This is a genomic window from Candidatus Nitrosarchaeum limnium BG20 (assembly GCF_000241145.1).
Lineage (GTDB): Archaea > Thermoproteota > Nitrososphaeria > Nitrososphaerales > Nitrosopumilaceae > Nitrosarchaeum > Nitrosarchaeum limnae.
On sequence record NZ_AHJG01000246.1, the window covers coordinates 21,813 to 28,300 of the forward strand.

At 33.8% G+C, this 6,488-nt stretch carries 8 protein-coding genes; 7 read left to right on the forward strand and 1 reads right to left on the reverse strand.

Annotation, left to right across the window (positions count from 1 at the left end; genetic code table 11):
- Positions 1-75 precede the first annotated feature (75 nt).
- The 3 genes from BG20_RS08940 to BG20_RS08950 are packed head-to-tail and all read left to right on the forward strand — an operon-like array spanning position 76 to position 3,635.
- A complete protein-coding gene (locus tag BG20_RS08940) occupies positions 76-1,623 on the forward strand; it encodes an acyl-CoA carboxylase subunit beta (RefSeq protein WP_010194129.1) in 1,548 nt (515 codons plus the stop codon).
- Positions 1,624-1,628: 5 nt separating this feature from the next.
- Positions 1,629-3,116, forward strand: coding sequence for an acetyl-CoA carboxylase biotin carboxylase subunit (locus BG20_RS08945; RefSeq protein WP_010194130.1), 1,488 nt, complete (start codon positions 1,629-1,631; stop codon positions 3,114-3,116).
- 6 nt (positions 3,117-3,122) lie between these two features.
- The gene (locus BG20_RS08950; protein WP_007402314.1) at positions 3,123-3,635 is read left to right on the forward strand and encodes an acyl-CoA carboxylase biotin carboxyl carrier protein subunit; all 513 of its coding nucleotides are present in this window, start codon (positions 3,123-3,125) and stop codon (positions 3,633-3,635) included.
- 13 nt (positions 3,636-3,648) lie between these two features.
- Here the strand turns inward: BG20_RS08950 and BG20_RS08955 are convergent, their stop codons facing one another.
- The gene (locus BG20_RS08955) at positions 3,649-4,113 is read right to left on the reverse strand and encodes a redoxin domain-containing protein (protein ID WP_010194132.1); all 465 of its coding nucleotides are present in this window, start codon (positions 4,111-4,113) and stop codon (positions 3,649-3,651) included.
- A 153-nt stretch (positions 4,114-4,266) separates the two neighbouring features.
- Here BG20_RS08955 and BG20_RS08960 point away from each other — a divergent pair, with 153 nt between their 5' ends.
- The 4 genes from BG20_RS08960 to BG20_RS08975 form a co-directional block, all read left to right on the forward strand.
- Positions 4,267-4,599 carry an NADH-quinone oxidoreductase subunit A gene (locus tag BG20_RS08960; protein ID WP_007402312.1) on the forward strand — a complete coding sequence of 111 codons (333 nt, stop codon included), beginning with the start codon at positions 4,267-4,269 and terminating at the stop codon, positions 4,597-4,599.
- Between the two features lie 40 nt (positions 4,600-4,639).
- Positions 4,640-5,164, forward strand: coding sequence for an NADH-quinone oxidoreductase subunit B (locus BG20_RS08965; RefSeq protein WP_007402311.1), 525 nt, complete (start codon positions 4,640-4,642; stop codon positions 5,162-5,164).
- Positions 5,164-5,754, forward strand: a complete 591-nt coding sequence (locus tag BG20_RS08970) for an NADH-quinone oxidoreductase subunit C (protein ID WP_010194136.1) — start codon at positions 5,164-5,166, stop codon at positions 5,752-5,754. The genes BG20_RS08965 and BG20_RS08970 overlap by 1 nt, the downstream gene beginning before the upstream one ends.
- A 2-nt stretch (positions 5,755-5,756) precedes the next feature.
- Positions 5,757-6,488 (forward strand): NADH-quinone oxidoreductase subunit D-related protein (locus tag BG20_RS08975; protein ID WP_010194138.1); only part of this gene is annotated, 732 nt, incomplete at its 3' end.

Consider the following 6,488-nt stretch of genomic DNA (forward strand, 5'->3'; position numbering starts at 1 on the left):
TTAGATTAGGTATGTAAAAAATTCTAAAAAAACTAAACTAAATTAATATAGGAAGATTTCTTTTCTACATTATCCATGCATTTTGAGAAAATTGAGGGATATTCTAAAAGAAATAAAACATCATCACTTGGTGGAGGACAAGATAAAATTAAAGATCAACATGATAAGGGTAAGTTAACTGCTCGTGAGAGAATTGATCTTTTATTAGATTCTGGTACTTTTACAGAAATTGATCCTCTTGTAACTCATCATTACTATGAGTATGATATGCAGAAGAAAAAATTCTTCACTGATGGTGTTGTTGGTGGTTATGGAACTGTAAACGGTAGACAAATCTTTGTCTTTGCTTATGACTTTACTGTTCTTGGTGGAACCTTAAGTCAGATGGGTGCTAAAAAAATTACAAAATTAATGGATCATGCAATCAAGACTGGCTGTCCTATAATTGGAATCATGGACTCGGGTGGCGCAAGAATTCAAGAAGGAATCATGAGTCTTGATGGATTTGCAGATATTTTTTATCATAATCAACTGGCTTCTGGAGTAATACCTCAAATTACTGCAAGTATCGGTCCATCAGCTGGTGGTTCTGTTTATTCTCCAGCAATGACTGATTTTGTTATTATGGTTGATAAAGTAGGAACTATGTTTGTTACAGGACCTGATGTAGTAAAGACTGTTCTAGGTGAAGAAATTTCATTTGATGATTTAGGTGGAGCAATGACACATGGAATAAAAAGTGGCGTTGCACATTTTGTTGCAAAAAACGAATACGAATGTATGGATTATATTAAAAAATTAATTTCTTTTCTTCCACAAAATAATACTGAAGAACCACCAAAAATAAAAACTGATGATGATCCAAACAGACTTGATCATAATCTGATCAATATTATTCCTGATAATCCATTACAACCATATGATATGAAAGAAATTATTTCCTCCGTTGTTGACAATCATGAATTCTTTGAAGTCCATGAATTATTTGCACCTAATGTTGTTGTTGGCTTTGGAAGATTAAACGGTAAAGTTGTCGGTATCGTTGCTAATCAACCACTTCATCTTGCAGGTGCGTTAGACATTGATTCATCAAACAAGGCAGCTAGATTCATTAGATTTTGTGATTCATTTAACATTGCAATCATTACTCTAGTAGATACTCCAGGTTACATGCCCGGTTCTAATCAAGAACACAACGGTATCATTCGACATGGTAGTAAACTTCTATATGCTTATTGTGAAGCAACCGTTCCTAGAATTACACTTGTAATTGGAAAAGCATATGGTGGTGCTTACATTGCTATGGGAAGTAAAAATCTGAGAACTGATGTGAATTATGCATGGCCAACTGCTCGATGTGCTGTACTTGGTGCTGAAGCTGCTGTTAAAATTATGTATAGAAAGGAACTATCTTCCTCAAAAGATGCAGAATCTCTTAAAAAACAACTCATCAGTGAATTTGCAGAAAAATTTGAAAATCCATATGTTGCAGCATCTCATGGAACTGTTGATAATGTGATTGATCCTGCAGAAACAAGACCCATGTTAATAAAAGCACTAGAAATGCTTGCCAATAAAAGAGAAAAACAACTTCCAAGAAAACATGGAAATATCAATCTGTGATTAATATGATTGAAAAAGTTCTTATCGCAAATAGAGGAGAAATTGCTTTACGTGTAATTAAAACATGCAAAGCGCTTGGAATCAAAACTGTTGCAGTGTACTCTGATGAAGATTATAATTCATTACATGTTAAACAAGCAACTGAAGCATATCATATTGGTGAGGCTGCTCCTGCAAAATCTTATCTGAATCAAGAAAAAATTCTTGAAACCATTTTATCTTCTGGTGCTGATGCTATTCATCCTGGTTATGGTTTTCTTTCAGAGAATTCTGACTTTGCCAGCAAATGTGAAAAAAATAAAATAAATTTTATTGGTCCGTCAGCTGCATCAATGGAACTTTGTGGAGATAAGATGCAGTGTAAAGCTGCTATGTTAAAGGCAAAAGTTCCTACAGTACCAGGTAGTCCCGGTCTTGTTAAAGATGTTGAAGAAGCATTAAAAATTGCAAATGATATCTCATACCCCGTATTATTAAAATCAGTTTTTGGTGGAGGTGGTCGTGGAATTAGATTAGTAAATAATGATAAAGAATTACGAGAGGGTTTTGAAACAGTTACAAGCGAGTCTATCTCTGCTGTTGGTAAATCTGCAATTATTGTTGAAAAATTTCTTCAAAAAACTAGACATATTGAATATCAGATGGCTCGAGACAAACATGGTAATGCGGTTCATATCTTTGAAAGAGAATGTTCTATACAAAGACGTAATCAAAAACTCATAGAACAAACACCATCACCCGTAGTTGATCAAAAGACACGAGATAGAATAGGCGAATTGGTGGTAAAAGCATCAGAAGCTGTTGATTATACTAACTTGGGTACTGCAGAATTTCTCAGAGCTGATAATGGTGAGTTTTATTTCATTGAGATTAATGCTCGCTTGCAAGTTGAACATCCGATTTCTGAACTAGTTTCTGGTTTAGATTTTGTAAAACTTCAATTAGATATTGCTAATGGTGAACCACTTCCATTCAAACAAAAGGATCTAAAAATGAATGGGTATGCAATTGAATGTAGAATTAATGCAGAAGATACATTCTTAGATTTTGCTCCTTCTACAGGACCAGTTCCAGATGTGACAATTCCTTCTGGACCAAGTGTTAGATGTGATACATATCTGTATCCTGGATGTACTGTATCTCCATTTTATGACTCTTTAATGGCTAAATTATGTACTTGGGGTCAAACATTTGAAGAATCTAGAACTAGAATGCTTAATGCATTAAATGATTTCTATATCCAAGGTGTTGAAACTTCAATTCCTCTTTACAAAACAATTCTAAATACAGATGAATACAAAAGTGGAAGTCTCTCTACCGATTTCTTGAATCGTTATAAAATTATTGATAGATTAAAAGAAGATCTTAAAAAAGAAAAAATAGAAAAAAGTGATGCTGCATTGGCAGCTGCAATTATTTATTCTGAATACTTTAAGAGCAGAGTGCAAAATTCTACTCCTGATAACTCCAATTGGAAAAATAAATTAGGTTGATAATAAATGGATTACAAAATAAAAGATATTGAAAAAACATTTGACGGCGAAATAACTCAAAGTCTTGGAAATAATGAATATGTGATAAAAATCAATGATGCTGAACATCAAATTAAAATTCTAAAAATGGATTCAAAAGGAATTGAATTTGTGTTAGATCAAAAATATCACAGAGCAAAATATCTTGAAAATTCAACAAATGAAATGAATCTCATTATTGATAACGTGCCAATTACAATCAACATGCATACTGATCTAGATAAAATTGTCTTCAAACATTCTGGAGGTGCAAGCTCTTCTGATACCCAACTGGCATTAAAGAGTCAAATTCCTGGAAAAGTTGTTTCTATTGCTGTACAAGAAGGTGATTCTGTAAAACAAGGAGATGTTGTTTGTACTTTAGAATCTATGAAAATGCAAGTTGCTATAAAATCTCACAAAAACGGCTCTATCAAATCTATTAAAATAAAAATTGGTGGAACAGTAGCTAAAAACGATCTTGTTGCCGAAATAGAATAAAAATTACCTATACTTATTTTAAGAATTTTTTAATTTCTTCGTAATTAGGCTCTTTTAATGGATCCTCTGATACCCATTTGTATCCAATTTTTCCATCTTCCATTATAATGAATACTGAACGTTTTGCAGCATTGTAATCTTTAATGTGAAGTAGATGTGGCATTAAAACATCATAATCTCTAATTGTTTTACTGTTGTAGTCAGCTAATAGTGGAAAATTTAAGTTGTGTTTTTGTGCAAATGCCTTATTTGCAAATGGACCATCATTACTTATTGCAACTACTTGCGCACCAAGATTTGAGATCTCTTTCCATGAATCTCTAAAATTACACATCTCATTTTCACATATGGGAGAGCTTGCCGCTACAAAAAACGATAAAATAATCTTCTTTCCTTTGAATTCATTCAAAGTCCTCATTTTAAGATCGATGTCTGGAAGTTCAAAATTAGGTGCAATATCTCCAACATTCACTGACATGATCGCATTTTGGAGGTTATCCTATTAAATATTTTACATTAATTGCTTTTCAAAAATTTTATTCAAAAAAGTGCATACCTTTTTATACAAAAACTTGGGTTCAAAGCTAAATTGGTCGGAGAATTAGCGGGCAATTATAGTACCGTTGTGTTGATGTTTGGATTTGCGGTAGTAGCAATGGCCCCAGCACTTGTAATTTCTAGAATGATTTCTCCTCGAAGAAGAAGTAACCCTGTAAAATTTTTACCAATGGAATGTGGACAAGTCCCATCCGGTGAAGGACGTACTCATTTTATGATGCAGTACTATGCTTACATTTTGATGTTTGTTGTTTTTGATGTGATGGCTATTTTCTTATATGCATGGGGAAGTGCATTATTGGAACTTCCAAAATCTGCAACATTGCCAATAATTGGCTTCTTAGCAATCATGTTTGCAGCAATGGCTTTTGCATTGTATCAATCAGGGAGACGAACAATATGGTAGTTTTTTATACAAATAAAAATTATGAACATGGAGGATTGAATTGATTAAAGATTTGATAACACCACAAAACGCAAATGTTTTTGTTGGAAAATTAGGTGATATTTTAGAAAAAGCAATTGATAAGCCATTAGGATATGCCATCAATTGGGGAAGAATTTGGTCGCTTTGGCCTGTTCATATTGAAACAGCATGTTGTAGTGTTGAGTTTGGTGCAGCATCTAGTCCACGTTATGATGTTGAGAGATTTGGAATTATTGAGGCATTTGGTTCGCTTAGACAATGTGATCTAATTGTAGTTCAGGGAACCATTACAAGAAAAATGGCACCACGTCTTCGTTTAGTATATGATCAAATGCCTGAACCAAAATATGTTATTGCAATGGGTGCCTGTGCAATTACAGGTGGATTATATTTTGATTCATACAATGTACTTCCTGGTATTGATGGTGTTCTACCTGTAGATGTTTATGTTCCAGGTTGTCCGCCTAGACCTGAAACTCTAATTCAAGGATGTATGTTACTTCAAGAAAAAATCAAGAGAATGAAAGCTAGGAAGTATGTATAATGAGTTCTGATTCTGAAACTGAACAAATAGAAACTACATCGGATGATCAACCTGAATCTGCTAAACCTGCTCCTAAACCCACAAAAGAAATTGAATTACCTAAATTTGAAAAAGATCTAGCCGATAAAATTGTTGAGAAATTTGGAACTAAAACAAAAATTGCATTTGTAAAACCTGATAGAGTTGGAATTAATGTAGGCAAGGACGACATTAAAGAAGTAGCTGAATTTCTACGAGATTCACTGAATTTTGATCATGTAGAATCAGTGTCAGGTGTAGATTACCCACAAGATAAAGAAATTGAAGTTGTTTATCATCTAGGTTCATACACTGATTCTTCACTGTCTAGACAAATTCTTGTATTGGCAACACGTGCTCAACGAGAAGAAAATCCAATTCCTGGAAACGATTCAACAAAACTTCCAAGTCTTAGAGAAATATTTTATAGTGTTGAATTTCATGAAAGAGAAATTTTTGAAATGTTTGGCGTTTACTTTCAAGGTCATCCTGATAATAGAAGATTACTTCTGCCAGAAGACTGGGCAGATTTACCACCGTTACGAAAGGACTTTGCAATTAAAGGTAGATAGATATGACTAACGAATTACCACCAGGACTTGCACTTCAAAAAGTAGATGAGAGAATTATGACTCTCAATGTAGGACCACAACATCCGGGTTCTGGACATATGAGAATTATTGTACAAATTGATGGTGACTTTATTGTTGCATGTGATCCTGATCCTGGCTATGTTCATCGTGGTGAAGAGAAGATGGCAGAATATCGAAATTATATTACAAATATTCCACATTTAGAAAGACCAGTAATTCATGATTCATGTAATGTTTTGTATCCTTATGTTTTGGGAGTTGAAGAAATTTTAGGAATTGAAGTTCCTGAACGTGCAAAGTATGTCCGAGTAATTGCATCTGAACTTAATCGCTGTATTTACACCATGTATTGGCTTGCAATTTATGGAATATTTTTGGGTCATTCTACAATGTTTATGTGGCCTGCAGGTGATCGTGAACTCTTAATTGATCTTATGGAAAAAATGACTGGTGCAAGAGTTACACATGCTCATTTTGTACCTGGTGGAGTTAGAAATGATTTACCACCAAACTTTGAAGATGTTTGTTTACGTCAAGTTAACTATTTTGAAAAACGTATCAAAGAGTATGCCGCAATCTTTTACGATAATCCAATTTTAATTGCAAGAACTAAAGATACTGGTATACTTTCACGACAAGATGCAATTAGACTTGGAACTACTGGTTCAGTACTTCGAGCAAGTGGTGTTGATTACGATCTTAGAAAGAAAGAG

Coding starts and splice junctions, on each gene's coding strand:
- BG20_RS08940 (WP_010194129.1), top strand. CDS start 76: ATGCATTTTGAGAAAATTGAGGGATATTCTAAAAGAAATAAAACATCA.
- BG20_RS08955 (WP_010194132.1), bottom strand. CDS start 4,113: ATGTCAGTGAATGTTGGAGATATTGCACCTAATTTTGAACTTCCAGAC.
- BG20_RS08950 (WP_007402314.1), top strand. CDS start 3,123: ATGGATTACAAAATAAAAGATATTGAAAAAACATTTGACGGCGAAATA.
- BG20_RS08960 (WP_007402312.1), top strand. CDS start 4,267: ATGTTTGGATTTGCGGTAGTAGCAATGGCCCCAGCACTTGTAATTTCT.
- BG20_RS08945 (WP_010194130.1), top strand. CDS start 1,629: ATGATTGAAAAAGTTCTTATCGCAAATAGAGGAGAAATTGCTTTACGT.
- BG20_RS08970 (WP_010194136.1), top strand. CDS start 5,164: ATGAGTTCTGATTCTGAAACTGAACAAATAGAAACTACATCGGATGAT.